This window comes from Arthrobacter sp. NPDC057388 (genome assembly GCF_042668165.1).
Lineage (GTDB): Bacteria > Actinomycetota > Actinomycetes > Actinomycetales > Micrococcaceae > Arthrobacter.
In genome coordinates this window covers 1-23,648 of sequence record NZ_JBHVBL010000005.1, presented here as the reverse complement: position 1 = coordinate 23,648, position 23,648 = coordinate 1, and the positions used below count along the sequence as shown (strand labels likewise).

Annotated in this window: 23 protein-coding genes; 9 read left to right on the top strand and 14 right to left on the bottom strand. The window is 67.5% G+C overall.

The features are described from left to right. Positions 1 to 254: 254 nt before the first annotated feature. Positions 255 to 662: a VOC family protein gene (locus ACFUTU_RS03790; RefSeq protein ID WP_377960805.1), complete on the bottom strand. Its 408-nt coding sequence runs from the start codon at positions 660 to 662 to the stop codon at positions 255 to 257. Between the two features lie 315 nt (positions 663 to 977). Continuing rightward, a complete protein-coding gene (gene paaZ / locus ACFUTU_RS03785; protein WP_377960803.1) occupies positions 978 to 3,089 on the bottom strand; it encodes a phenylacetic acid degradation bifunctional protein PaaZ in 2,112 nt (703 codons plus the stop codon). 285 nt (positions 3,090 to 3,374) lie between these two features. On the opposite strand from paaZ, the gene ACFUTU_RS03780 reads away from it, so the two are divergent. The 4 genes from ACFUTU_RS03780 (at position 3,375) to ACFUTU_RS03765 (ending at position 6,427) form a co-directional block, all read left to right on the top strand. Continuing rightward, entirely contained in the window at positions 3,375 to 3,728 is a 354-nt protein-coding gene (locus ACFUTU_RS03780; RefSeq protein WP_377961115.1) for a PaaI family thioesterase, read from the top strand. 108 nt (positions 3,729 to 3,836) lie between these two features. Continuing rightward, the gene (locus ACFUTU_RS03775) at positions 3,837 to 4,586 is read left to right on the top strand and encodes an ABC transporter permease (protein ID WP_377960800.1); all 750 of its coding nucleotides are present in this window, start codon (positions 3,837 to 3,839) and stop codon (positions 4,584 to 4,586) included. A 134-nt stretch (positions 4,587 to 4,720) separates the two neighbouring features. Further along, the gene (locus tag ACFUTU_RS03770) at positions 4,721 to 6,046 is read left to right on the top strand and encodes a hypothetical protein (protein ID WP_377960798.1); all 1,326 of its coding nucleotides are present in this window, start codon (positions 4,721 to 4,723) and stop codon (positions 6,044 to 6,046) included. Between the two features lie 84 nt (positions 6,047 to 6,130). After that, on the top strand, positions 6,131 to 6,427 hold the full coding sequence (locus tag ACFUTU_RS03765) for an antibiotic biosynthesis monooxygenase family protein (RefSeq protein ID WP_377960795.1): 297 nt from the start codon (positions 6,131 to 6,133) through the stop codon (positions 6,425 to 6,427). 45 nt (positions 6,428 to 6,472) lie between these two features. On the opposite strand, the gene ACFUTU_RS03760 is transcribed toward ACFUTU_RS03765, so the two are convergent. Together ACFUTU_RS03760 and ACFUTU_RS03755 are read right to left on the bottom strand one after the other, a co-directional pair. After that, positions 6,473 to 8,704 carry a S1 family peptidase gene (locus ACFUTU_RS03760; protein ID WP_377960793.1) on the bottom strand — a complete coding sequence of 744 codons (2,232 nt, stop codon included), beginning with the start codon at positions 8,702 to 8,704 and terminating at the stop codon, positions 6,473 to 6,475. Next, positions 8,701 to 9,426 (bottom strand): tyrosine-protein phosphatase, encoded by a 726-nt coding sequence (locus ACFUTU_RS03755; protein WP_377960790.1) that lies wholly within the window; start codon positions 9,424 to 9,426, stop codon positions 8,701 to 8,703. Before ACFUTU_RS03755 ends, ACFUTU_RS03760 begins: the two co-directional genes overlap by 4 nt. A gap of 259 nt (positions 9,427 to 9,685) precedes the next feature. Between ACFUTU_RS03755 and ACFUTU_RS03750 the strand changes: the two genes are divergently transcribed. The 3 genes from ACFUTU_RS03750 to ACFUTU_RS03740 all read left to right on the top strand — a co-directional run bounded on the left by ACFUTU_RS03750 (position 9,686) and on the right by ACFUTU_RS03740 (position 11,338). Then, entirely contained in the window at positions 9,686 to 10,555 is an 870-nt protein-coding gene (locus ACFUTU_RS03750; RefSeq protein WP_377960788.1) for a GDSL-type esterase/lipase family protein, read from the top strand. Between the two features lie 92 nt (positions 10,556 to 10,647). After that, positions 10,648 to 11,079, top strand: a complete 432-nt coding sequence (locus ACFUTU_RS03745; RefSeq protein WP_377960786.1) for an SRPBCC family protein — start codon at positions 10,648 to 10,650, stop codon at positions 11,077 to 11,079. 28 nt (positions 11,080 to 11,107) lie between these two features. Further along, the gene (locus ACFUTU_RS03740) at positions 11,108 to 11,338 is read left to right on the top strand and encodes a DUF6480 family protein (RefSeq protein WP_377960784.1); all 231 of its coding nucleotides are present in this window, start codon (positions 11,108 to 11,110) and stop codon (positions 11,336 to 11,338) included. 25 nt (positions 11,339 to 11,363) lie between these two features. Here the strand turns inward: ACFUTU_RS03740 and ACFUTU_RS03735 are convergent, their stop codons facing one another. From ACFUTU_RS03735 to ACFUTU_RS03705, 7 genes are all read right to left on the bottom strand, one after another. Then, the gene (locus ACFUTU_RS03735; RefSeq protein ID WP_377960781.1) at positions 11,364 to 12,218 is read right to left on the bottom strand and encodes a 3-hydroxyacyl-CoA dehydrogenase family protein; all 855 of its coding nucleotides are present in this window, start codon (positions 12,216 to 12,218) and stop codon (positions 11,364 to 11,366) included. After that, positions 12,215 to 13,093, bottom strand: a complete 879-nt coding sequence (locus ACFUTU_RS03730; RefSeq protein WP_377961112.1) for an enoyl-CoA hydratase/isomerase family protein — start codon at positions 13,091 to 13,093, stop codon at positions 12,215 to 12,217. The genes ACFUTU_RS03735 and ACFUTU_RS03730 overlap by 4 nt, the downstream gene beginning before the upstream one ends. A 17-nt stretch (positions 13,094 to 13,110) precedes the next feature. Further along, on the bottom strand, positions 13,111 to 14,322 hold the full coding sequence (locus ACFUTU_RS03725) for a thiolase family protein (RefSeq protein ID WP_377960778.1): 1,212 nt from the start codon (positions 14,320 to 14,322) through the stop codon (positions 13,111 to 13,113). Between the two features lie 189 nt (positions 14,323 to 14,511). Next, positions 14,512 to 14,970: a ribose-5-phosphate isomerase gene (locus ACFUTU_RS03720; RefSeq protein ID WP_377960776.1), complete on the bottom strand. Its 459-nt coding sequence runs from the start codon at positions 14,968 to 14,970 to the stop codon at positions 14,512 to 14,514. A 35-nt stretch (positions 14,971 to 15,005) separates the two neighbouring features. Next, complete coding sequence (locus ACFUTU_RS03715; RefSeq protein WP_377960773.1) at positions 15,006 to 16,730, bottom strand: dihydroxyacetone kinase family protein; 1,725 nt, start codon at positions 16,728 to 16,730, stop codon at positions 15,006 to 15,008. A gap of 33 nt (positions 16,731 to 16,763) precedes the next feature. Beyond that, positions 16,764 to 18,068 (bottom strand): RbtT/DalT/CsbX family MFS transporter, encoded by a 1,305-nt coding sequence (locus tag ACFUTU_RS03710; protein WP_377960771.1) that lies wholly within the window; start codon positions 18,066 to 18,068, stop codon positions 16,764 to 16,766. Positions 18,069 to 18,105: 37 nt separating this feature from the next. Then, a complete protein-coding gene (locus tag ACFUTU_RS03705; RefSeq protein WP_377960769.1) occupies positions 18,106 to 19,233 on the bottom strand; it encodes a zinc-binding dehydrogenase in 1,128 nt (375 codons plus the stop codon). A 160-nt stretch (positions 19,234 to 19,393) separates the two neighbouring features. Here ACFUTU_RS03705 and ACFUTU_RS03700 point away from each other — a divergent pair, with 160 nt between their 5' ends. Continuing rightward, positions 19,394 to 20,359, top strand: a complete 966-nt coding sequence (locus ACFUTU_RS03700) for a sugar-binding transcriptional regulator (protein ID WP_377960766.1) — start codon at positions 19,394 to 19,396, stop codon at positions 20,357 to 20,359. 26 nt (positions 20,360 to 20,385) lie between these two features. Here the strand turns inward: ACFUTU_RS03700 and ACFUTU_RS03695 are convergent, their stop codons facing one another. The 3 genes from ACFUTU_RS03695 to ACFUTU_RS03685 all read right to left on the bottom strand — a co-directional run bounded on the left by ACFUTU_RS03695 (position 20,386) and on the right by ACFUTU_RS03685 (position 23,245). Beyond that, complete coding sequence (locus ACFUTU_RS03695; RefSeq protein WP_377960764.1) at positions 20,386 to 21,882, bottom strand: FGGY-family carbohydrate kinase; 1,497 nt, start codon at positions 21,880 to 21,882, stop codon at positions 20,386 to 20,388. A gap of 215 nt (positions 21,883 to 22,097) precedes the next feature. Further along, positions 22,098 to 22,787, bottom strand: a complete 690-nt coding sequence (locus ACFUTU_RS03690; protein WP_377960761.1) for a pentapeptide repeat-containing protein — start codon at positions 22,785 to 22,787, stop codon at positions 22,098 to 22,100. After that, a complete protein-coding gene (locus ACFUTU_RS03685) occupies positions 22,787 to 23,245 on the bottom strand; it encodes an SRPBCC family protein (RefSeq protein WP_377960759.1) in 459 nt (152 codons plus the stop codon). Before ACFUTU_RS03685 ends, ACFUTU_RS03690 begins: the two co-directional genes overlap by 1 nt. 185 nt (positions 23,246 to 23,430) lie before the next feature. Between ACFUTU_RS03685 and ACFUTU_RS03680 the strand changes: the two genes are divergently transcribed. Next, positions 23,431 to 23,607, top strand: coding sequence for a CsbD family protein (locus ACFUTU_RS03680; RefSeq protein WP_377957539.1), 177 nt, complete (start codon positions 23,431 to 23,433; stop codon positions 23,605 to 23,607). Positions 23,608 to 23,648 lie beyond the last annotated feature (41 nt).

Sequence of the window (23,648 nt, the reverse complement as noted above, 5' to 3'; positions counted from 1 at the left end):
TTCATCCGGACCCTTCCTCACGTCCTGCCGGGTTTTTCCGGACCCTTCCTCACGTCCTGCCGGGTTTTTCCGGACCCTTCCTCACATCCTGCAGGGTTCACCCAGCGCGTCCTCACGTCCTGCCGGGTTTTTCCGGACCCTTCCTCACATCCTGCCGGGTCCGCTCAGACGCGTCCTCACCATTCGCCGCACAAAACCAAACCCTCCCTCAGCTAGGCGAGGAAGGGCTTGGGGGCCTGCGGCGGCGCGGCGGATCAGAGCTGGTATTCAGCCTGTGTTCCCAGCCTCTCGTGAACGCAGAGGATGTTGTTTTCGGTGTCCATGAACCAGGCGCATTTCTCGGCGTCGGTGGTACAGATGTGGTGATCGGTCTTCAAATCGGGGAGGTCGTAGTCCTGGAACCGGACACCCCGCGACTCCATGTCCTGGACGGTCCGTTCGATGTCGGTGACTTCGAAACTCAAAGTGGTGTGCTCGGAGTGCTTTCCGTCTTTCACAGGCATCAGCTGCAGCATCGGGCCGTCAGCGTTGCCGAATAAATCGCTTCCATCCTCAGCCTTGCCACGGTGTGGGAGGCCCAACGTTTCCGCGTAGAATCCGCGGGCGCGGTCCGGATCATCGACAGGCAGGATGGTTGTGGCTGTTCTTAGTGCTAGGGTCATTTCGCCACCTCCTACGGGGGTCATTTTACGCCCGGAAATCCCCGAAAGATCGGGGAAAATTCCACCCGGCGGGCACCGCGTCCCCAAATACCCGACGGGACATGAGGAAGGGTTTCAGGAAACCCGACAGGAGGTGAGGACGCGTCCAGAAACACCCGACACGACGTGAGGAAGGGTTTCAGGAAACCCGACAGAAGGTGAGGACGCGTCCGGGTTAACCCGACAGAAGGTGAGGACGCGTCCGGAAACACCCGACAGAAGGTGAGGACGCGTCCGGAAAGACCCGACAGGAGGTGAGGACGCGTCCGGAGGGGGTTACTTCTCCACGAGGGTGAGGACGTCGTAGGTGGCCACGATTTCGTCGTTCTGGTTGGTCAGGACGGCGTCCCAGGCCACCTCGCCATACTCGTCGGTCTCACGCGGGGTGATCTTCTTGGCGGTCAGCGTCACCCGGATGGAGTCCCCCGCAGCCACGGGCGTAATGAAGCGCAGGTTCTCCAGGCCGTAGTTCGCCAGGACCGGGCCCGGTGCGGGCTCCACGAACAGCCCGGCGGCCCAGCTCAGCAGCAGGTAGCCGTGGGCCACGATGCCCGGGAAAAACGGGTTGGCCTCCGCGGCTTCCTGGTTGGTGTGGGCGTAGAAGGTGTCGCCGGTCGAGTTGGCGAAGGCGGAGATGTCCTCCAGCGAGACCTGGCGCAGCTCGGAACGGACGGCGTCCCCGATATGCAGCGTCTCCAGCGACTTCCGGAAGGGATGCGTGCCCTCGGTCTCCAAGGTGAAGTTGCGGTCGGCTCCGGTGTGCCAGATCCCCGTCACGGCCGTCAGCATGTTGGGCGAGCCCTGGATGGCGGTCCGCTGCATATGGTGCATCACCGACCGGATGCCGCCCAGTTCCTCGCCGCCGCCGGCACGACCCGGCCCGCCGTGGACCAGGTGCGGAACCGGGGAGCCGTGGCCGGTGGAGGTGCGGGCATCCTCGCGGTTGAGCATTAGCACACGGCCGTGGTGGGCCGCGATCCCCGTGACCAGTTCCCGGGCTACGGACGCATCGTTGGTGCAGACCGAGGCCACGAGCGATCCGCCGCCGCGGGCGGCGAGCCGGACGGCGTCGGGAAGGTCCTTGTACCCGATCACGGAGGACACGGGCCCGAAGGCCTCCAGCGAGTGGACCGGCTCCGCCTCGGCGTCGGCCCAGCTCAGCACCACGGGTGACATGAACGCACCGCCTTCGACGACGCCGGTGGCGCCGTCCGCGCTGGTGACCGACGGCGAATCGAGCGTTCCGTACGCCAGCTCACCGCCGGCGTCGAGCATGGACTGCACGGCAGCCCGGACGTCGGCGAGCTGCTCCAGCGAGGCGAGCGCACCCATGGTGACTCCGTCGGCGCGCGGATCGCCGAGCACCACGCGCTGCTCCACCCGGGCGCCGATCGCGGAAACGACGGCGGGCACCATGTCCTGCGGCACGATGGCGCGGCGGATGGCCGTGCACTTCTGCCCGGCCTTGACGGTCATCTCGGTGACCACTGACTTGATGAACGCATCGAACTCCGGTGTGCCTTCCACGGCGTCCGGGCCCAGGATGGCGGCGTTCAGCGAGTCGGTCTCGGAGGTGAACCGCACGCCGCCCAGCACCACATTCGGGTGCGACTTCAGGGACTGCGCGGTGGACGCCGAACCCGTGAACGCCACGAGGTCACGGTAGTCCAGCACGTCGAGCAGCCCCCGGGCCGAGCCGGAAATGAGCTGCAGCGACCCCTTGGGCAGGATGTTGGATTCGATGATGGCCTTCACCACGGCCGCCGCAACGTAACCTGTGGGCGTGGCCGGCTTGACGATCGTTGGCACACCGGCGATGAAGGCCGGGGCCAGCTTCTCCAGCATTCCCCAGACCGGGAAGTTGAACGCGTTGATCTGAACGGCGACGCCAGGAATGCGCGTGTAGATATGCTCGCCGGCAAAAGAGCCGTCCTTGGACAGCACCTCCATGGGCCCGTCCACCACCACCTGCGCGTTGGGCAGCTCGCGCCGGCCCTTGGAGCCGAACGTAAAAAGCACGCCGATGCCGCCGTCAATATCGATCATTGAGTCGATCTTGGTGGCGCCGGTCTGGGCGGAGAAGGCATAGAAGTGCTCGCGGCGGGCGTTCAGGTACTGCGCCAGCTCCTTGAGCTTGAGGGCGCGCTGGTGGAAGGTCAGTGCGCCAAGTTCCGTTTGGCCGGTGGTGCGGCCGTAATCAACGACGGCGGCCAGGTCCAGTCCGTCGGTGCTCACCTTGGCCAGGATTTCCCCGGTGCTGGCGTCCCGCACCGCGACGGCGGAAGCTGCCGAGCCGGCGTCGGGAGTCCACCAGGAATCCTGCACGAAACTGGGAACGGTTTCCACGGTGTCCAGGGTGGCTTCGGGAGCGGCGGCGGTAGTGGTCATCGTTGACGGGTCCTTCCAACGGGGGACAAATCTGATCCGGCCAGAACATTACTGACCGTCCGTTCGGTAATATGTCTACAGTACATGAATGTGCCCCGCTGCACACTAGTGGCGGCTGATACCGTATCGCCCGCCAATGCCACCACCTACGGAGGAGAGCACGTGACGCCGGAAGCCCGTGACACCGAACTGGCTGCAGAAGCACCTGCGGGGCCGACCCCCGCTCCCACCGGGCCGACGCCAGGGGAACTGTGGAAGATCACTCTTGGTGAGCTCGACGAGAAGATGGGCGTGAGGATCGTGGAGGAATCCGTCGAGCGGGTCGTGGCGACCATGCCCGTGGAGGGCAACCGGCAGTCGTTCGGCCTGCTGCACGGCGGGGCCTCGCTGGCCGTGGGTGAGGCCGTCGGGTCATGGGCTGCGGTGATCCACGCCAGCACGCTGGGCAAGACCGCGGTCGGGGTGGACGTCTCCGCCACGCACCACCGGTCTGCCCGGACCGGCCTCATCACCATTACCGCCACCCCCATCCACCTCGGCGGCACCCTGACCACGCACGAGGTTCTCATCACCAACGAGGCCGGCCAGCGGCTCTGCACCCTGCGGATCACCAACCTGCTGCTTGCCCCGAGGGCCTGAAGCAGACAGCTGCCTCGACCGCCGTCGAGGGAGCCGCCCGGGGGGCAGCCGGCACCGGGCAGCCGCGCCTGCCGCCGCCGACGGGGCCGCCCCGGTTAGGCTGATCTGGTGACCGAGCCTGGCAGCCTGACACCCACCCTGATCGCGGTTGGCCTCCTGATGGCATTGACGGCCGGCGCGCTCAGCGCTTTCCGGGTTCCGCATGCCTTCGCGCCGGCTCTTGCCATCCTCCGCGGTGCCGCACAGCTGGCAGCCGTGAGCCTGATCCTCGGCGCCGTGATCGCCAGCCCGGAGTGGGTGGCCGTGGCGCTGGGTGTAATGTTCACCGTCGCCGCCGTTACCGCGGCGCGGCGCCTCGGCTGGTCCTGGCGCCGCCTGGGCATCGTGGCCGGTTCGATGGCAGCCGGAGTCCTCGCGTCGCTGGTCGTTGTGTTCGGTACCGGCGCCATAGGGTTCACGTCCCGGTATGCCCTGGCGATCGGCGGGATCGTCGTGGGCAACTCCATGGCGATTGCAGCGCTTGCCGGCCGCAGGTTCAACGAAGCCGTCATCGACCGCTGGGACCAGGTGGAGGGCTGGCTCGCCCTGGGGGCCACCGCCCGGCAGGCAACCCGTGAGATGGCCCGCAGCGCTGTGTACTCCGCGCTGATTCCGACGGTAGACCAGACCAAAACCACGGGCCTGGTCACGCTGCCAGGCGCCTTCGTCGGGGCGATCTTCGGCGGGCTTTCGCCGCTGGAGGCAGGCCGGTTCCAGATCGTGGTTCTCGCCTCGATCATGGCCGCCGGGTCCGTCACCGCCATCCTGCTGATCAGCCTGCTGGCACCGGTCCGGGTGCGGCCCGCGCCGCTCGTGTAAAGGCAGCAGCCCTGCGCTTGCCAGGGCTGCACGGGCCGTTGACATAGCAGCGGCCCCTTTATACTCTGGCCGCTCCGGGCCAGAGACAGCGGCACTGTTGGACCGGACCTTGCCTCCTTCCCAGCAGGTGCACAATGAGCACATATTCCACCCGGGCCGCGGCCTCTTTGCTGGCCGTCCTCCTGGCGGCCCTGCTGGTGGGCTGTATCTCGACAACCCCTTCCGGTCCGTCCACGCACTACTACGTGAGCGCGGCGGGCAATGACACCAATTCGGGGACATCCCCGGATTCGCCCTGGCAGACGCTGCAGAAAGTCAATGACACGGCGTTCAGGGCCGGCGACTCCATCAGCTTCCGAAAGGGTGACGAGTGGACCGGCGGTGTGGTCCTGAACGAAAGCGGAACACCGGCGTCGGCCATCAGAGTGAACAGCTACGGCAACGGGCAGGTGCCAACAATAGCCGGCGGGGAGGGCGGAAACTGCTTCCGGCTGAACGGCAGCTACATCGAGGTGGACGGCCTGCGGGCCAGGGATTGCGGGTACGCCGGCTTCAATGTCAGCGGCGATCACGTGGCGGTGAAGAATTCCAAGGCCTCCGGCAACAGCGCCGGAATCAGGGTGGACACGGGCTCCGACTTCGGGAACTACTCCGACAACGTCCTGACGAACAACAACATCATGAACGAGAACACCCGGGGCAAGCGGTGCGGCACCCGGCAGGAGGTCAACTGCAGCGACGATTCGGGGGCGTTCGGCGTGCTGATCAACGGCAATGACAACGAGTTCTCGGGCAACACCGTCACAGGTTCCACAGCCTTCTCCTACGACTTCGGCCGGGATGGCAGCGCATTCGAGATCTATAACGGCAGCCGCAACAACATCCACCACAACAAGGCCATCGACAACCACGTCTTTTCCGAGGTGGGCCGCTCCGACGGCGCAGCCGACGGCAACATCTTCCGCTACAACCTCATCACTTCCTCGTGCGGCAAAAGATGCGCAGGGGACGCGGGGCTGATCATCCGCGGGCCCGGCACCCAGTACGGCCCCACCAACAGCACCACCTTCGAATTCAACACCGTGTGGCTGAACGGCAGCCGTTCCCGCGGTGTGGTCTGCCACGCCTCGTGCCCGTCCTCGACCGTCATCCGGGCCAACATCCTCGTGGCTGTGCGTGACGCGCTCTGGATGGACGGATCCGGCTGGACGGAACAGTCAAACGTGGTCAACGGCCCCAGCAACGTACGGCTGGACGGCAGTTCCACCACCGCCCCCGCAAAGTTCGTTGATGCCCCCAAGGACCTGCATCTCACCCGCGGCAGCCCGGCGATAGACCGCGCGGGCGGCAGCCCGCCCGGCGTGGGCCTGGACCACTCGGCAGCACCGCAGGGCGGTCAATGTCCCGGGTCCGGGCAGGCCGACGCCGGCGCTTACGAATACACGCCAGGCACCTGCTAGCTCTGGCCAAGTGGGTTCTTCCGCCCGCTGCGCCGCCGGACGATAATCAGATATCCGCTCTGCACACCAATGGAGGTGGTGGATGTGTCTGCGTACACGTTGGGAATCTGGCTGGTCAAGCCCGGCCACGAGGACGACTTCGTGAAGGCCTGGAAAGACATGGCGGACCAAACCCACAAGGAGTATCCGGGCGGGCACGGCCTGCTGATGCGTGACCGCGACGTGCCCAACCGGTTCATCAGTACGGGGCCGTGGGCGTCGCTTGAGCAGATCGAGAAGTGGCGGGCGTCGGCGACGTTCACCGAGGGCCTCGCGTCGATCCGCGACATCATCGAACATTTCGAGCCGCACACGCTGGACGAAGCCGCCGTCATCGGCTGAAGCTGCGGCGGTCCGAGCGACGGTCCGAGCGGCTTAGCGCCCGGCTTAGCGTCTGGCCCGGCGCCGCACGATCACCAGCAGCACGCCGCCGAGCAGCAGGGCCGCGCCGGCCCCGGCGGCGGCGAGTGTCAGGCCCGAGACGCCGGTGTCGGCGAGAACCACCGGGGGCGTATCGCTGTCCGGGCTGGCCGCAACAGCCGGCCCGGCAGCGGGATGCGCGGCCACCACTGTGGGCTGGGGCGCGGGAACCAGCACGGCAGGGTCGCCGCCCTGCTGCGCCGCCGGCGGCGCAGCAGGCGGGGAAGCGGCCGGGGACCCGCCGCCTGGCCCCCCTGCGCCTGGCGCGCCCGGACCGCCCGGGTCCGGCACGGGCTCCGGTGCGACGGTGAAGGTGCTCAGCCCCGAACGGCTGAAGCCGTTCATCGCCTCGGCGGTGAAGCCGTCTGCTGCTGCCGGCGCGCTGAAGGTCCAGTTTCCCCGGGCGTCCACGTCCACATCGAACGGTTCCCTGCCGGGGAAGGTGACCCGGACCCGGGTTCCCGCAGGAACGTCAGTGGCCGGGGCCGCGGCCAGCCGCCCTGCAATCCGCTGGCCGGCCGCGATCTGTCCGGCGGGCAGGGATCCGGACAGGACCGGCTTGTTCAGGAACACCCTCAGCTGCACGCCGGGGAGGATCGACATAGAGTCCTGGAACGTGGCCGCGACGGCGTAGTTCTCCGGCGAGTCGCTGGGGTTTCCCGCCGAATGCGTGCCCACGGCGTAGTTCCCGCTGATCCACGGACCGCCGGAGTCACCGCCGCTGGATTCCACCGATCTGGAAAGGAAGCCGCTGAAGGAACGGAGGTCGGCCGGGTCGCCGGAGCCCCCGCCGACGACATAAATCCCCACCTCGTCCACGGTCCCGCATGACCATCCCCCTGTCCGCCCGGACCGGCAGACGGCCTGTCCCACGAACGGCGGGGCCATGCCCACAATCTTCACGGCGCCGGTGCCGGGGCTTGTTCCGTCCGCCCAGGTGGTGGCCGCCGGAAGCGGGTCCAGATCCTGGCGGATGGATTCGATGACCGCGATGTCGTGCCCCGGTATGCCGGGGCTCTCCGCATCCGCCACCCACGAGTTTCCTGGACCGCCGAACTGGCTGAAGCCGAACGTTCCGAGCTTCCCGGTGACCGCGTAGTCCGCCAGGAATCCGCCCGCCGGGTCCCCTGCCGGCAGCGTCGCTTCCGCCAGCCGCGCGGCGCCGTCTTCGGCGCAGTGGCCGGCTGTCAGCACCAGAGGCGCGCCTTCGGGGCTATACGCGGCGAAGCCGGCCGAGCAGACCACGTCGCCGTCGATCCGGTACCCCTGCCCGCCAAAGAAGTCCTCTTCCGGCGCCAGGGGTTCGCCGCTTTCCAGGACCACGTTGGCGTACTGCCCCACAAATTCCGACGGCGACAGTCGCCCGCCGCCCGTTATGTCACCGGACGCTGAATCCGGGGATGCCGGCACACCGTCAGCCGTTCCGGCTGCGGGCTGCGGCTCCGCCTGGGGCTCGTTCACGCCGCCCGTGCGGATGATGAACCTGCCGGCCACTTCGGCCACGGCCTGGAGTCCCGCCGGTCCCACCTCGCGGAGGTATGACCGGTAGAGCTGCCCGACGCTTGCGGCATGCAGGTCGGTCCCGGCCTGGCCGGGGGCGGCGTCGCCGGGGGCGGCCTGGCTGGGCGCGGCCTTGCCGTCCGTGGTCTTGCCGCGCGTGGACTTGCCGGACGGGGCCGCCTCCGGAGCGGCCGTTTCCTGGGTGCCTGTTTCCTGGGCGGCTGAGTCCGACGCAGGCTTGAGCACGAATTCGGCCCGGGCGCCCGGGGCTGCCTGGTTGAGCCCATCCAGGGCCTTGGCCAGGGCAGGTCCGGTTCCCTCGACAATGGTTTTCGCACCGTCGAGCCTGAGCGATTCGAAGCCGGCCACCCTGCGGAGCGTGCTGAGGGCCTCCGCGGCGCGCTTGCCCTGCTCCCCCGCGGCGTTGAATTCCGCAAGCGTCATGTCCAGGTCGCGCAGTACCGCTCCAGCCAGGCCCGCCTGCGGAATCCCGGCCGGATCTGCAGGAGGGGAAACGTCGGCATTGGTGAAAGCCGGGGACGGCACCGTCGGTGCGTTTTGCCCGCCGCCGGCAGCCGCCGTCGTCGTACCTTCAGAGCCGGCGTAGGCAGGCAATGGGGAGAGGGAGGCGCCCAGCGCCACCGCGGCCGAAAGGGCGAGCGTTCGCCACGGCGCGGTGCCACACGCGGGTGACGTCACAGGGCAACCCTTGCGCCGAGGGCTGCGAGCACTGCCTCCAACTCGGACCCGGTGACGCCGTTCCGCAGCAAGAAGTCCCGGGTGTTGAGCCCGCGCACGAAGTCCACGACCCGGGCGCCGCGGGTTTCCAGGAGCGGGGCGAGGGTTTCCTCGTCGAGGTAGCGCTCGTGCGGGTGCGGCGGCCACATGGTCCGGTGGCGCTCGTTGATGCTGCGCATGGCGGCCTGGTAGCTGGCCATGATCTCGGCATCGCCGGCGCCGGCAAGGTCCTGGAGCATGGCGGCGATCATGCCGCTGCGGTCCCTGCCGGCGGAACAGTGGATCACGACGCCTCCGGACGCGGCCGCCACGGCTTTGAACACGGCGGCGAGCCGGTCCGGAAAGAGGCGGGCGTTGGCCGCGTAGTGCGCGGGGTCGTTCAGGTAGGGATCACACAGGGCCTTGAACTCGGGGTTTTCAGGGTCCTCAGTCGGTGCAAGGACCACATCGAAGGCCGCGAGCGCCTCGCCTACGTCCGGGTCGGTGGGCCGGCGCTGCCGTTCGCCCGGGTTCCGAAGGTCGATGATCGTGCGGATCCCGTCCCGGTGGGCTTCCTGCCAGCCGGCCGCCGTGACCCATTCCCGCCGCCCCATCCGGTAGACGGAGCCAGCCACACGCCAGGCGTTCACCGCCCCGTCCCAGCCGATCTGTCCCCTCACGTTCACGGAGCCAGCTAACCACATCTGTCCCAGGGGACGCACCGATTTTGGACGGATTGTGCAGGGCTGAGGCAAGTGGTGCCTGATGACACGGCAGAAAAACGAGTACCGGGTACGGGTTTTTATGTCGGCAGGTGGGCGTACCCTAGGGCGATGAGCGCCATCTTGCGCCTTCACTTTCCATGCCTGCCGCGCTTGGCAGGCACGGCTCATCGCTTGCCGATTTTCCGCAACATTCCTTGCGTCTGCTTCCGTGGTTTTCCCTGAATGAGGGGGTTTCATCGTGTTGACCAATGAATTGCTCCGCCGTCACGCTGCCCGCCTGGCCGGCGCTTTGGCTGCCTTGGCACTCACAGCCGGCCTGACCGCTGCTCCGGCGTCAGCCGCAGATCAGCCACCCATCTACATCGGGCTGGGCGACTCCTATGCAGCAGGAATCGGCGGCGGGCCCTATCAGGCGGCGCCGGTAGGGTTTCCGGAGGACTGTGTCCAGACAGTGAAGGCATACCCGACCATTCTTGGCGGCAAAAACTTTGGTTGCCCGGGAGCCACCACATTAGATGTGTCTGCCAGAGTGACCGCTGCAGCGCTGAACGAGGTCACGCGGACGTACTTTGCGAAGGCCTCAGTCATCACCGTCACCATAGGCGGCAACGACATCGACGCGCCGGCCGCAGCTGCGGCGTGTGCGGCTTCCAGCTCCACAGCAGCCTGCAAGGCCGCCCTGTTCAATTCCTTAGCCGTCAAGCTCCCCCAGCTACCCAGCAAAATCAAGGCCATGGTTGCGGTGATCAAGCAGAACGCCCCCCGGGCCAGGATCGTGCTGACCGGATACCCACGGCTGTTCACGGCTAACGCGCTGATGTCCGAAGGAGAGAAAACCACTGTCCGCACGTTGAACTCCGCTGCTGACCTCCTCAATGGCACCATTGCAATTTCGGCGCTGGTCAGCGGGGCGAGATACGTCAGCGTTACGAACCAGTTCACCAACCATGGAGTCGGATCGGCCGATCCTTGGATCGTCGGACCGGCGCCGGTCTGCAAACTGTCCTACACCTGCGCCCCGGACGGGCAGCCGGGGGACGTGTTCCACCCGACGGCGACAGGCTATGACAGCGGTTACGCGGCCGCCCTCGCCGGGCTGGTGCCTTAGGGCGGGTGCAACAGCGCTGGGCGCTTGGACCGGCGAGGCCCGCTCGCCACGGCGCCGGTGTGCTTGGCGCCGCGCGTGGCTAGGCTGGTGACATGATCACAGTGTCGGGCACTGTAGCTTCATCCCTGCCGGCGCGGACGGCGTTCGCCTACCTGTCGGCATTCGAACACACCAGCGAGTGGGATCCGAACACGGCGGTAATGGAGAAGCTGACGGAGGGACCCGTCGCCGTCGGCCACCGCTACCATGCAGAGGCGCTGTTCCGGGGTAAGCGCCAGCCCCTCGAGTACGAGGTCATCGAACTGTTCGACAACCACATCAAGCTCCGGGGTGAACACCGGAACCTCGTGGCCTTCGACTCGATCGACGTGCGCTCGCTCAGCTCCGGCTCCGAGGTGGTGTACACCGCCCAGTTCAGCATCAACTGGCCCTACAAACTGCTGCAGCCGTTCCTCACGCCGCTGTTCATGAAGCTGCGGGACCCGGCCCTGAACGGGCTGCGGCAGAAACTCGAATCCCTCTAGCCGTCCGCAAACCAGTACAGGAGGACCCATGAGCAGCCAGAACCCCGACCCCGTTGAGGACCACCTCACCGGACTGGAGCCGGGCGGCGGAGTGCCGCCCGGCGAAACACCGCCCGCCGAAGCCTCCACCGGCGGGCCGCAGGGGCACGACGAGGGAGGACCGCCCCGCGGAAGCCAGGTGGCCGTCCTAGTGGCGATTGGCATCGTGGTGCTGCTGTGCGTGCTGTTCTTCGTCGGCTACATCGTCGGACTGCTGTAAACGCCGGCGCTTCCCCGGACGGCAGTCAGTCAGCCCAGTCGAAGAAGCCCTTGCCGGTCTTGCGTCCCAGTTCGCCGCGGGCCACCTTGTCCCGCAGGATCTGCGGCGGGGCGAAGCGCTCCCCCAGCGTCGAATGCAGGTACTCGGCGATGCCCAGGCGGACATCCAGGCCCACGATGTCGGTGGTCTTCAGCGGTCCGGTGGGATGCTTGTAGCCGAGCACCATGGCGGCATCGATGTCCTCTGCGGAGGCCACCCCTTCCTCCACCATGCGCATCGCCTCCAGCGCGATCGCCACACCCAGCCGCGAGGATGCAAAGCCGGGAGCATCATTAACGACGACGGCGGTCTTGCCCAGCGCTTCCGTCCAGCCTTTCGCCTGGGCCGCCAGCTCGGGCGACGTCTCCTGGGCCACGACCACCTCAATCAGGGTGGAGGCGGGCACGGGGTTGAAGAAGTGCAGCCCCACGAAGTTGGCCGGCCGCTGCAGTTGGGCGGCCAGATCGGTGACCGAGAGCGACGACGTGTTCGAAGCCAGGAAAGCATGGGCTGACAACTGTTCCTCCACGGCCTTCAGGGCACTGACCTTCAGCTCGAAATCCTCCGGAACTGCCTCCACCACCAGGCCGCAGCCGCCGAAGGCGGCGTAATCCGTGGACGTGCTGAACCGGGCCAGCACCTCCTCCTGGGTCCCCTCCAGGACGCCGCGGGCAGCTGACTTGGCCACGGCGTCGGTGACCCGGGCACGGGCGCCGGCGGCAGCATCGTCGTCGCGCTCCACCACCACCACGGTGGCGCCCTTGATGAGGAAGGCGTGGGCAATGCCGGCGCCCATACGGCCTCCGCCGAGGACGCCGACGTGCTGGGGAATGGCGGTCATGGCTTGGTCCCGTCTGTGGTGCTGCTCAATCTGTCGGTGTATTTGGTGTCGGTGCTTTTGGTGTCCGTGCTTTTCCGGTCAGTGCTTTTCCTGTCCAGGAAAGCCTGCATCCGGTCGAACTTGGCCTGCGACTCGAACAAGATGCCCTGCGCCAGCTGGTCGATGACGGGGTGCGCCTCGGCCGGCGCGTGGAACACCGACTTGGTGATCCGGACGGCCAGCGGGTCCTGCCGGGCGATGCGGTCGGCCAGCCGGTGGGCGGCGTCCATGAGCTCGGCGGGCTCGTGGAGTTCGGTGACCAGGTTGACCCCGAGGGCCTCCTCGGCCTTCAGCACCCGGCCGGCCAGCAGGATCTCCTTGGCAACGGGCTCACCCACGAGTTCCTTCAGCCGCCAGCTGGCACCGGCCGCCGCGAGGATCCCCAGGCCGGTTTCCGGATTGCCGATCCGCACCGCCGGGGTGGCGATCCGGAAATCCGCAGCGTAGGCCAGTTCGGCGCCGCCGCCCAGGCAGTAGCCGTCCAGCGCGGCGATCACCGGCATGGGCAGCTTGGCGATCCGGACGAAGATGGTGGAGTTGATGCCCTGCAGCGCGTCGTCGCGGCGCCGCTCCCGCAGCTGTGCGATGTCCGCGCCCGACGCAAAAACACCTTCGGTGCCGGCGATGATGAGGACTTTGGGGTCCTTTTCCAGTACGGCGCACACGGCATGGAGCTCGTCCACCATCTGCTGGTCGATGGCATTGCGCACGTCCGGGCGGTTGAGGAGCACCACCACGCGGTCCTCGCGTTCTTCGACCAGGAGGGTGCTGAAACCGCGGGTGCTCAAGTGCCCGTTCGCACTGGCTTGTCCGGTCTCGCTGGCCTGGCCGTTCATGCTGTCCGGGCCCGGCACTACACGCGCTCCAGCAGCATGGCCGTGCCCTGGCCCACGCCGATGCACATGGTGGCCAGCCCGATCCGCGCGTCCTCGCGCTCCATCCGGCCCAGCAGGGTGATGGCGATCCGGGAGCCGCTGGAACCCAGCGGGTGCCCCAGAGCGATCGCACCGCCGTCGTTGTTTACGATGTCCGGGTCCAGCCCCAGGCGCCGCACGCTGGCAAGGGATTGGGTGGCAAAGGCCTCATTGAGTTCGACGGCGCCAAGGTCGCCGACGCTGAGCCCGCTCCGCTTGAGCACCTTTTGGGTTGCAGGGACCGGGCCGATACCCATGATTTCCGGCTCGCAGCCCGCTGACGCGCCGTCGATGATGCGGGCCCGGGGCGTGAGCCCCAGCCGCTCGACCGCCGATTCGGAGGCCACGATGATGGCGGAGGCGCCGTCGTTGAGGGAGGACGAATTCCCGGCAGTGACCACCGAGCCGCCGGGCACCACCGGGCGGAGGCCGGCCAGGACGTCCATGGAGGTGCCGGCGCGGGGGCCCTCATCCGTGTCGACGACCGTCTCGGCCTTGCGGGTCTTGACCGTCACCGGGACGATCTCGTCCTTGAAGCGGCCGGCTTCGATGGCCGCGAGTGCCCTTTCATGCGAGCGGACAGCGAAGGCATCGGCGTCCTCGCGGGAGATGTTGTCCACGCGGCCCACTTCCTCGGCGGTTTCCGGCATGGAGAATGTCATCTTGCCGTCGCGGGAGAGTTCGCCCTTCTTGAACAGCGGGTTCACAAAGCGCCAACCGATGGAGGTGTCGAAGATGTCCCCGGGCTTGGCGAACGCGGCCTGCGGCTTCTCCTGGACCCACGGCGCGCGGCTCATGGATTCCACTCCGCCGGCCACCACGATGTCCGCGGCCCCGGCCTTGATCATCTGGCTGGCCATGATGATGGCGCTCAGGCCGGACGAGCACAGCCGGTTCACGGTGATGCCTGGGATGTGCAGCGGGAGGCCGGCCAGGATGGTGGCCATGCGCGCCACGTTGCGGTTCTCCTCGCCGGCTCCGTTGGCGTTGCCCAGGATGACTTCGTCGATGGCGTCCGGATCAACGCCCGTCCTGGCGACGGCCTCGCGGACCACCAGCGCGGCCAGATCGTCGGGCCGGACCGCCGAGAGCGCTCCGCCGTATCGTCCTACCGGGGTGCGGGCACCACCGACCAGAAAAGCCTCGACCATGAGAACATCCTTTTCGCAGAAGCAGGGCCGGAAGCGAATAAATTACCGACCGTTCGTTCTATAAAGATTACACGGTGCGGGCAGCCGGTCAACGGGAGTGGAGTTTTTGTCCACTTGTCGCGAGTTAAAGGGCCTCGAAGTCGTGACACGTGGACAAAAACTTTTCAGCCGGAAGGCGAACGCTCGGAGTCAGGCCTCGTAGCCGCAGATCGCTGCAACCTTGTCCGCCGAGGCGCTGCTGTCGTCGAAGGTGTAGCCCACCCATTCCCTGGCCAGCCGGCGCGCCAGCTCGAGGCCGATCACGCGCTGGCCCATGCACAGGACCTGGGCGTTGTTGCTGAGCACCGCCCGCTCCACAGAGAAGGAGTCGTGGGCGGTCACGGCGCGGACGCCCTTGACCTTGTTGGCGGCAATCGCCACGCCCAGGCCCGTGCCGCACACCAGGAGCGCCCGGTCCGCGGCGCCGCTGGCCACCATGCGCGCGGCCTCAACAGCCACGTGCGGATAGGCGGTGTGGCCGTCCGGGCCCACGCCGACATCGACGACGTCCGCCACCAGGCCGTGTGCGGCCAGATCGTTTTTCAGCGCTTCCTTGTATTCGAAGCCGGCGTCATCGCAGCCGACGACGATTCGAAGTTTTTCTGCCATTTGGGTGGGCCTTTCGGGGGTTGGTCAGCGGTCGGTCAGGAGGCGGGTATCCCGCTGCGCAGACCGGCCAGGTCCCGAACCAGCAGCGCGAACGAGGTGGCGCCCGCATCAGGGGTGCCAACGGATTTTTCTGCCAGCGGGCGGGCACGGCCCAGCTTGGGCCGCAGGGCCGCCGTCGCTTCAGCCTGTTGCACGGCGACCTCGGAAGCCGCCAGCCAGGCGGCAGCGAAGGAGCTGCCCCGGCCGACGCCGTCGGCGAGCTCGCCGACGAACGGCAGGAGAGCGTCCACGAGGGTCTTGTCCCCCACCGCGGCACGGCCCAGGTCCAGGATCGCGCCGGAAAAGGCCTGGACGGCAGCCACGAAGTCGCCGTCCGTGTAGTCCGCCTTCCCGTCGGTGAGGGACTGGCCCGCCGCTTCGAGGGCGGCTCCCCACAGCACTCCGGAGGTGCCGCCGGCATGCTCCGCCCAGCCCTGCCCGGCCGACTGCAACAGATAAGCCGCGCCAGCCCCGCCGTCGTACGCCGCGCGGGCAGCCGTAAGAGCGGCGTCAATGCCTTTGACCATGCCGCGGCCATGGTCGCCGTCGCCCGCCACAGCATCGATCTCGCCCAGGCGCGCTTCATTCGCATGCAGGCATGCGGCCATGCTTTCGAGGGCATTGAGGGCGGTTCCGGCAAGAACGACGGCGGCCGGGCTCGCTTCCGGGATGGCCCGGGCTTCCCGGGCGGCGCCGCCTGTGTCCTGCACGTAGCCGGCCGCAGCCGCGACCGGAGCCCGCTGCTTCCGGAAGGCCGGGGTGTACGCGTCGGCTGTCCAGAACGTCTCGAGCTCGTCATCCAGCCACATCAGCGTCAGCGACACGCCTCCCATGTCCAGGCTCGTGACGAGTTCACCGACTTCGGCGTCCACCACGTCCAGTCCCGCCTCACGCAGCAGCCGCGCCACCGTGCCCCAGAGGAGGAAAAGCTCTTCGTACTTGGTGGTGCCGAGCCCGTTCAGGATGGGTGCCACGCGCCTGCCGGCGCCCTGCGGCGCGGCCTCGAGCAGTGACGTGACCATCAGCTGCGCCAGTTCGGCGGCCGGGGGCATGGCCTGGTCCCGGATGCCCGGTTCCCCATGGATGCCCAGGCCAAGGCCCAACTGCCCCTCCGGCACCGTGAACAGCGGCCGCCCGGCCCCCGGCATGGTGCAGCCGGAGAAGGCGACGCCGATGGTCCGGGTGGCAGCGTTGGCGGCACGCCCGGCCCGCTCAACGCCGTCGATATCCAGCCCGGCCGCCGCTGCGGCGCCGAGCACCTTGAAGACGGAGAAGTCCCCCGCAATGCCCCGCCGCTTGTCCTCCTCGGCGGCGGACGCGACGTCGTCCGTGACCACCACGATCCGGGTATCGATGCCCTCCTTGCGCAGGCGCTCCGCGGCGATGCCGAAGTTCATGTTGTCCCCGGCGTAGTTGCCGAAGGTCAGGATCACTCCCCGTCCCTGGTGGGCGGCCTTCGCGACCGAGTACACCTGCGCTGCCGACGGCGAGGTAAACACGTTTCCCACGACGGCGCCGGTGGCGAATCCGCTGCCCACCAGGCCGGCAAAGGCGGGATAGTGCCCCGAGCCTCCGCCGACGACGACGGCCACCTGCGGTTCGCCGGTGCGCAGCGCCACGGCCCCGCCGGGGACGCCGCGGAGGCGGTCCGCGTAGAGGTCAAGGAAGCCGGCGAACTGGTCTTCGGCGAATTCGGCGGGATCGTTGAAAATCCTGGTCATGGGGAGTGCTCCAAAATCTCGGTACTGGTGGTCTTAGTGGTGGCGCGTGCCGGCGCTGTCCTCTGGCACTTTGAGGAAGGTGGTGAGGGCGAAGGCGACGCCGTAAAGAGCCACGAACGCCCACACCACGCCGGCGTTTCCACCCCAGGGAAGGACAGCCGCGACGACGGCTGCGCCGAGGAACGCCGCTCCGCCCGCAGCCGTGGTGTACATCGCCATGGCCGCACCCTTGTGCTCGGGGGTCAGTGCGGGCATGATCGCGCCCATCGGAACGAAGCCTGCCAGCAGGATTCCAAACACGACGCCGGCCAGGACGGACAGCCAGTAGCCCCAGTCGGAGCCGGGGGCCACCAGGTGCGGGACGTACCACCACGCGAGCAGGCCGGCGGCAGAGCCGACGACGCCGAACCAGCGGACCGTACGCTGCCATCCCCACTTGTCGCCGATGGCGCCGAACACGGCGTTGAAGGAAATGTTGGACGCGTACACGATGACCGTCATCATCAGCCATTGCGTCTGGGACCAGCCGAGTTCGCCGCTGATCACGCCGGGCAGGATCACGAACATGCCGTACTGGGGTGCGGTGTTGATCAGGCGCACGATGAAGCCCGTGAGGATGCGGGGTTCCCGCGCAAGGAGGCGGATGCCGCCTGTCAGGACTGCCGCCGTCGACTCCCCCTCGGGGGCGAGCCGCCGGCTGCCGCGCTCCTCCCGGACACCCAGCCGGGCGATGAGGAAGCCGGCGGTGACCAGGCCGATTGAGGCGGCCATGGTCAGGGACTCGCCGGCATGCCCGCCGCCAAACAGCGGGATGAAGGTCAGCGCGAACAGCGAGCCGAACGTGGGCAGGCCGCCGGTGAACATGACGTAGAACCAGCCGACGGCGGTTCCGTTGCTCTTCCGCGGGGCCACGGTGTTGATCCAGACCAGGAACGCGAAGGCGAACAGCGGATAGCCGAGGCCGCGCAGGAAGTAGCTGGCCATGATGCCGGGTGTGAACCCTGCATCAAGGCTGACCAGGAACAGGATCTCGAACGTGACCCAGGCGGCGAAGCCGAGTGCCATGACGCGGCGGGGTCCCACAAGGTCCGACAGTGCGCCGGAAAGGTAGGAGGCGACCGTCACCGCGACGCCGTACATCGTGATGATGGTGGGGACCAGCATGGCCTGGCTGCCGAGCGCCGCCGCCATGTGCGGGGCGATGAAGTTTGACTCGACGCCGTTGCCGGTCATGAAGACCAGGACACCGAGGAAGCCCCAACGCAGGGAATGCGGAATGCCGAGCCGGTCGAGCAGCCGTTCCCGCGAGGCGGCAGCGGGCGTTGCAATTGTGGTCATGGGAAAACGCCTTTGTTTTTGGGGAGGATGACGGCGGTCAGCGTGCAGCGCCGGGAAGGATCGAAACCTTGACGGAGGCACCGGCGGTGTCGCCCACGAGGTCCAGGGCGTCCTGGAACCTGTCCAGTGGGAACTGGTTGGTGCAGATCTCGTCCATGGGCAGGACGCCCGATTCGATCATCTTGATGGCCGCCGGCCAGCAGTGCGGGCCCAGGTGCGCGCCGCGGACGTCGAGTTCCTTGTCGTCGCTGATGATGGACCAGTCCACCGAAACGTCAGAACCGAAGACCGAGTACTCGACGTACGTGCCCAGCTTGCGCAGCAGGTTCAGCCCTTGGCCAACGGCCGAAGGATGTCCGGTTCCTTCGATGTAGACATCGGCGCCGTAGCCGTCCGTCATGTCCTTGACCACCTGCACGGCGTCCTCGCGCCCGACATTGATGACGACGTCGGCCCCGCACTTGCGGGCAAGGGCCAGTTTGTCGTCCGACATGTCCAGCGCGACCACCTTCAGCGGGCTCTTGGCCTTGGCTCCGGCGATCATGCCGAGCCCGATCGGACCGCAGCCAGCGATCACGACGACGTCGTTGAACTGGATGTTGGCCCGCTCCACGGCGTGCAGCGAGCAGGACAGCGGTTCGGCAAAGGCCGCATGCTGGGGCGCCAGTTCCTTGGAGACCTTGTGCGCACGGGCGTTGGGCGGGACCACCAGGTACTCGGCCATGGCTCCGTTGTAGTTGCGGAAGCCGAACATGTCGTGCGGACCGCACATCCAGTACTGCCCACGCTGGCAGTACCGGCATTCCTCGCACGGCACGATCTGCTCGCAGGCGATGCGGTCGCCAAGTTCCAGCCCGTGCTGGGCCAGGGCAGCCGCCCCGCCGCGCACGATGGTTCCGACGAACTCGTGCCCGGGGGTGACCTCCTTCTGGGCCCAGGCGGGACGGTTCTCGTCGCCCCAGAACTTTGCGGCCCCGTGGTAGCACTTGAGGTCGCTGGCGCAGACACCGACGGCTTCGACCTTCATGAGCAGCTCGTCCTCGGCCGGGACCGGGGTCGGCACCTCTTCGAGCGTGTAGTTCTCCGGCCCGTGGCAGATGACTGCCTGCATTACGGCCGGCACAGCGGTGTCCGTTGCTAGCTGTTCTTCGTACGTGGTTGACATGGTTCCCTCCTTGGAACGTGTGACCTGCGTCAATGAATCCAGTCTGGAATCCGCGTGAACAAATGTCAAGAACAAAATTTCTAACGGCATTTTGATGTGAAATTTTGTTCAGAGATTGGCTATGATGGAGGCATCTGACACGCAATGAGGGGACGGATCCATGCGGGACGCCACGGACGACCCGGCTGGCGCGGGCAGCAAATTTCCGCTGGAGATGCTGTACCAGGCCGCCAGGATGTACTACCTGGACGACGCCAACCAGGTGAAGATCTCCGAGGCACTGGACGTCTCCCGGCCCACCGTCAGCCGCCTCCTGGCGGAGGCGCGGCGGATCGGCCTGGTCAAAATCGAAGTGGTGAACCCGTCCCGGCACGCCTCCGAATCCCTGGGCGGCGAACTTGCCGAGGCCCTGTCGCTTGAGAAGGTCTACCTTGCCGACGGTGACCAGTCACGCCGGCTCCGGGTGGGGCTGCTCCCCCAGGTCTCCGAGGCCGTCGCGGACATGGCGCTGGCCCCAGGCGACATCCTGCTCGCATCTTCGGGCAGGACCATTTATGAACTCAGCCAGGCCGTGCTGCCGAAACTTCCCGGCGTGCTGGTTGCCCCCAGCGTCGGGGGCCAGACCGAGCCAGAACCCTGGTACCAGACCAACGAAATTGCCCGCGCCATGGCAGAGCATGCCGGCGCGCACCCGGCCTTCCTCTGGACACAGGCGCTCCCCTCCCCCGAGATGCACCAGTTCCTGCAGCAGGATCCGGACTTCCGGAGGATCCAGCGGCTCTGGGAGTCGGCGAAGGGCGCACTCCTGGGCGTCGGCGCGCCGCCCACCACCCGGAGCTCCATCTCACGCTTCATCCCAAAGGACGACGATTCCCTGGCCCGCGCCGTGGGAGACATCTGCCTGAACTTCTTTGACGTCCGCGGGGAGCGCGTTGAGTTTCCCGGCAGCGACCGTGTGGTGGCCACTACGCCTGACATTCTGCATGCGATCCCGCACACCGTCGGCGTCGCCGTGGGAACCGAGAAGGCCAGCAGTATAGTCGGCGGGGCGAGGGGCGGTTACTTCCGGAAGCTGGTCACCGATGCGGTGACTGCCAGGGCGGTCCTGGACTACCTGGCGGCCTAGTTCAGCCGCGCCGCCTGAGGCCGGCTTCAGGCCTGCGGTGAACCCGCGGTTCTTTCCTGCATCCGGGCCAGGGCGTGCATGTGCTCGCGGTTGCTCGGATAGAGGCCACAGTAGGTTCCGTACATCTCCTGGTAGATACCAGAAGTTTCCGGCTTGGGCTCCACGTGCCCTGACGCCTGCATCCAGTCGGTGTCTGGCGCCACCGCCCCCGTACCCACAGCAGCCAGCAGGGCGTCCCCGTAGCTGGCCCCGATGGTCACCCGGGGAACCAGCTGCGCCCTGCCGGTCACGTCACTGGCGATCTGGGACCACAGCCTCGCCTGCAGGCCGCCGCCGACGGCCAGCAGCCGGGAAACCGGCTCCCCCGCTTCCTCCACCAGATCCAGCGTCTGCCGCAGGCCCAGGCAGATGCCCTCGAGGGCGGCACGGACGAGGTGGCCGCGCCCGTGCCTCAGTGTCAGGCCCGTGATCATTCCCCGGGCGTCGGGGTCCAGGATGGGGGTCCGTTCACCGGCGAAGTACGGCAGCACCAGCAGGCCTTCGGCGCCGGCGGGCACCCGGGCGGCTTCCTCCAGGAGGTCGGCCATCGGGGTCTCGCCCATGATCTGCTGCAGCCAGGTCAGCAGGGCACCCGAGGTGGCCATTCCGCCGGACAGCGTCATGGAGCCGGGCTCAACGCCGGGAACCGGCCACAGCCGCGGGTGGCTCCTGAACGCTTTGAGCCGCTGCACGAAAAACATGGTGGAGCCATACATGAGCATGGTGTCCCCAGGACGGCGGACGCCTACGCTGTGCGCTTCCACCCAGGCGTCCACGGTTCCCGCGCAGACAGGCGTTCCCGCCGGAATGCCTGTCAGCGCCGAAGCTTCGGCAGTGACGTTGCCCGCTATGTCGGCCGGCCACAGCAGCCGGGGCAGCGGCAGGTGGCCGGCTACGGCGGCAGCCCGGTCTGCGATCCAGTCGAGCCGATGGATGTCATAGAGGGGATCGCACTGGCCGGCCGTGGGGTGGTCCATGACGTATTCGCCGGTGAGCTTTTGCACCAGGAACGAACTGCAGGAGTACCAGTACCGCGCGGCGGCAAAGGTCCGAGGTTCGTTCCTGGCAATCCAGCGCAGCTTTGGCCCCACCGACTGCGACGACAGGGCCTTTCCGCCGTCAGCCTCGATCCGCTCAGCGCCGAATTCGGCGTTGAGTTCGTCAATTTCCCTAACCGCCCTGGTGTCCACGCCGTAGAGGATGGCCGGCCGCAGCGGCACATGGTTCGCGTCCGTAACAACGAGGCAGGGCCCCATTCCGCTGACCGCCACTCCGGCAACCCGGCGCGGGTCCTGCCTGGCGAACAGCTGCCCGCAGAGCTGCCGGACTTCGGCCCACCACGTGTTCTCCGCATCGAATTCCGCCCAGCCCGGCCGGGGTAGGGACGCCGTGTGGTGCACGGTGGCGGAGTCGATGATCGTGCCGTCGGAAGCGGCCAGCACTGCCTTGCTGCTGCCGGTTCCTATGTCGAGTCCGAGGAACAAACCGGCGACCACCTCCCTTGTGGGGCCCGCTGCGGGGCATTGGGGCCATCGTATCCCGCGGCCGGCAGCACCCGCTTCCGGCGAAAGGCGCGCATGGCCGGCCCACGCCCACTGTGGTTTTTGTCCACTTGTCGCGGGTTAAAGAGCCTCGAAGTCGTGACACGTGGACAAAAACTCCTCAGCCGACCGGCTTCGGCTTTCCGGCGCAGCCCGGCTCAGGCCACCACTACGCCCAGATGCGCCGCCAGCAGCGGCGCCAGAAGCCCCAGCTGGTACTCATCGATCACCACGCCGCCCAGGCTGCCCAGCCCGCTGATGCTCCGGAAGCCGCTGCCGCGCAGGTCGAAGTCCTTCAGCTTGGCGCCGGCGAGGTCCAGGCTGCCGATGGTGCAGTTTTTGAGCGCCACCCGGGCCGCGGTGGCGGAGCCCAGGTCCAGTTCGCTGATAATGCAGTCGCTGATCTGCACGTCCGCCAGCCGCGAGCCGCGCAGGTTGAGATAGTCCACCTTCCCGCCGTCGATCCGCACCGACTGCCATCCGCTTTCAAAAAGCTCCGCCGAACCCCACCGGGGGTTGCTGAAGACGACATCGTGCATGGTGGCGCGCGCGGCATTGAAAACGGGGGCGTAGGCCTCCTCGACGATACAGTCCCGGAACGTGGCGCCCCGGAGCTGGGCCTCGTTGAAGGAGACGCCGGCGAATTCGCATTCCGCGAAGGTGACCCCGCTCAGCTCAAGCCCGTCGGCGGCTGCGCGGCTGAACCGCATACCGTCGTACCGCTCGGCCCTCCTGAAGTCCGGCGCGCCATCCTCCCGGAGGCCTTCGAGCCGGACGGGCGCCAGCCGCGGCGCAATTACTTTCGAGCCCGCGCCCTGACGGGCTTTGCCCGGAGCCCTTCCCGCCACTAGAGCTGCTCCGCTTTGGCAGCGATTTCGGCGAGGTCCTTCGCCAGGGCCTTGCGGGTCACATTCATGCCCAGCCGCCCTAACAGGGCAAGCATGAGGCGGCTGAAGACCGTGGGCCGCAGGACCTCCGCGCCGAAGGTCATGGTCAGGTCGGTCCCGCCGCCGCGTTCCTCCAGGGTGAACCGGGAGGTGTAGTCGGCTCCGCCCTGCAGCGCCTTGACCGTGGTGCTGTGCGGCGGATCCGCCTGGGACACCCACATCTCCACGGTCTCGCGGCGGCCCATCATGGACCGCGTTTCCTTCCAGCGCGTGCCTTCGCCGTACGGCCCCTCACTGACCATCTGGATGGATTCGACGCCGGACAGCGTGGCGGCCGATCCCGGAACATCCGAGATCACCGCCCAGACTTTCTCCGGACTGGCGTTCACGTGCTGACTCAGGCTGATGCTGTGATCCATGCCCTCGAGCCTAGCCGCGGGCACGGACAATTGGGCGCCGCACCCGCGCCGCACCCCCAGCGCAGGCACCGCGAACCGCAGCGCACGAGAGGAAATCAGCAAGCGGACTTGAATTAGTAAGCATGCTTCGTGTTAGGCTGAAATGGCTTTGTCAGATCAACCGGCAACGGAAGGTGGTGCCCCTCATGGGTATCGGAGACAAGATCCAGAACGCTGCAGAAGACTTCGGCGGCAAGGCGAAGGAAGCCGCGGGCAACGCGACGGACAATGACCGCCTGAGGGCCGAGGGCCAGAAGGACCAGGTGGTCGCAGACGCCAAGAAGGTCGGCGAAGACGTCAAGGACGAATTCAAGCGGGATTAGTTACCCCGACGCAACGGCGACGCCGGACTCCCTTGGGGGGC